We start from the raw sequence: 1,750 nt of genomic DNA, 5'->3' as shown, positions 1-1,750 counted from the left end.
CTGGCAGGCCGGCGACCGGGTCGGGGTCGGCTACCTCGGCGGGCACTGCGGCGAGTGCGACCAGTGCCGCCGCGGCGACTTCGTCAACTGCACCGACCAGCCGCAGACCGGCACGGACGTGGACGGCGGCTACGCCGAGATCGTGTACGCGCGCACCAGCGGACTGGTCCGCGTACCGGACGGGATGCCGGCCGCCGAGGTCGCGCCGCTGCTCTGCGCCGGACTGACCACCCTGTCCGCGCTGCGGCAGATCGACGCGCGGCCCGGCGCGCTCGTGGCCGTGCAGGGCATCGGCGGTCTCGGCCACCTCGCCGTGCAGTACGCCGCCCGGCTCGGCTACCGCGTCGTGGCGATCGCGCGCGGCACCGGCAAGGAGAAACTGGCCCGTGAGCTGGGCGCGGACGAGTACATCGACAGCGCGGCCGAGGACCCGGGGGCGGCGCTGCGGGCGCTCGGCGGGGCAGCCGCGATCATCGCCACCGCCGCCAGCGGGTCGTCGATGACGGCACTGGTGCCGGGACTCGCGCCGCGTGGACGCCTCGTGGTGGTGGGCGCGGCCACCGATCCGATCGAGGTCAGCACGGTGGACCTGATCTTCGGCACGCGTACGGTCACCGGGAGCCTCACCGGCACGGCCATCGACAACGAGGACAACCTGGCGTTCAGCCGGCGGCACGGCGTACGGCCGATGATCGAGGTGCTGCCGCTGGCCCAGGCGCCCGCCGCGTACGAGCGGATGCTGGCCGGCGACGCCCGGTTCCGCCTGGTCCTGGACGTGACCGCCTAAATCAGCGATCACGCCCGCGGCGCGGGCCCGTCCGCAAGACTGTGCTCATGAGCCACAAAGGCGTCATGGTGTTCGTGCCTGCGCCCCAGCTGACCGTGACGCTCGAGCAGCAGCACGACAAGGCGGAGCTGCACGTGCACCCGGGCGGGCAGGGCGTCTGGCAGGCCCGGATGATCACGCTGCTGGGGGCCCAGGTCACCCTCTGTTCGGCCACCGGCGGCGAGGTCGGGCGGGTGCTGGAGCCGCTGCTGAAGTTCCACGGCGTGACGCTGAAGACGATCAAGCGCGACTCCGGCACCGGCTGGTACGTCCACGACCGGCGCAGCGGCCAGCGCGAGGAGCTGGCCGAGGACCCGGGCCAGCCGTTGTCGCGGCACGAGATGGACGAGCTCTACAGCCTCGCGCTCGCCGAAGGGCTGCGGGCGGGCATCGCCGTGCTCAGCGGGCCCGCCCACCCGTCCGTCGTGCCCGCCGACATCTACCGGCGGCTCGCCACCGACCTGGGCGCCAACGGCTGCAAGGTCATCGTCGACCTGTCCGCGGCCCACCTCGCCGCCGCGCTCGAAGCACGCCCGCACGTGGTCAAGGTCAGCCACGAGGAGCTGATCCGCGACGGCATGGTCAAGGACGGCTCCACCGAGTCGCTGACCCGCGCGCTGCACAAGCTGCACGACGACGGGGCCGAGATGGCGCTGGTCTCGCGGGCCGACGAGGGTGCGCTGGCCCTGATCGAGGACCAGGTGTACGAGGTCGACATGCCGAAGATGATCGCCGCCGAGTCGCGCGGGGCCGGCGACTCGATGACCGCCGGCGTCGCGGCGGTGCTGGCCCAGGGCGGCACGCTGTGTGATGCCGTACGCACGGGCGCCGCGGCCGGCGCCCTCAACGTGACCCGCCACGGGCTCGGCACCGGGCGCATCGACGCCGTCCAGGTGCTGACCGAGCGGGTGAGACTGACGCCCG

At 73.5% G+C, this 1,750-nt stretch carries 2 protein-coding genes; both read left to right on the top strand.

Annotation, left to right across the window (positions count from 1 at the left end; translation table 11 throughout):
- The coding region (locus AB0C29_RS22120; protein ID WP_360823011.1) for a zinc-binding dehydrogenase at window positions 1–787 on the top strand (787 nt) is incomplete at its 5' end.
- Between the two features lie 47 nt (window positions 788–834).
- Window positions 835–1,750, top strand: a 916-nt coding sequence (locus AB0C29_RS22115) for a PfkB family carbohydrate kinase (protein WP_360823008.1), incomplete at its 3' end; no start/stop codon positions are given.

The organism is Actinoplanes sp. NPDC048791 (genome assembly GCF_040650095.1).
In the GTDB taxonomy this organism is placed as follows: Bacteria; Actinomycetota; Actinomycetes; order Mycobacteriales; family Micromonosporaceae; genus Actinoplanes.
The sequence above is the reverse complement of the archived record's forward strand: the minus strand, read 5'-3'. Positions and strand labels throughout refer to the sequence as shown.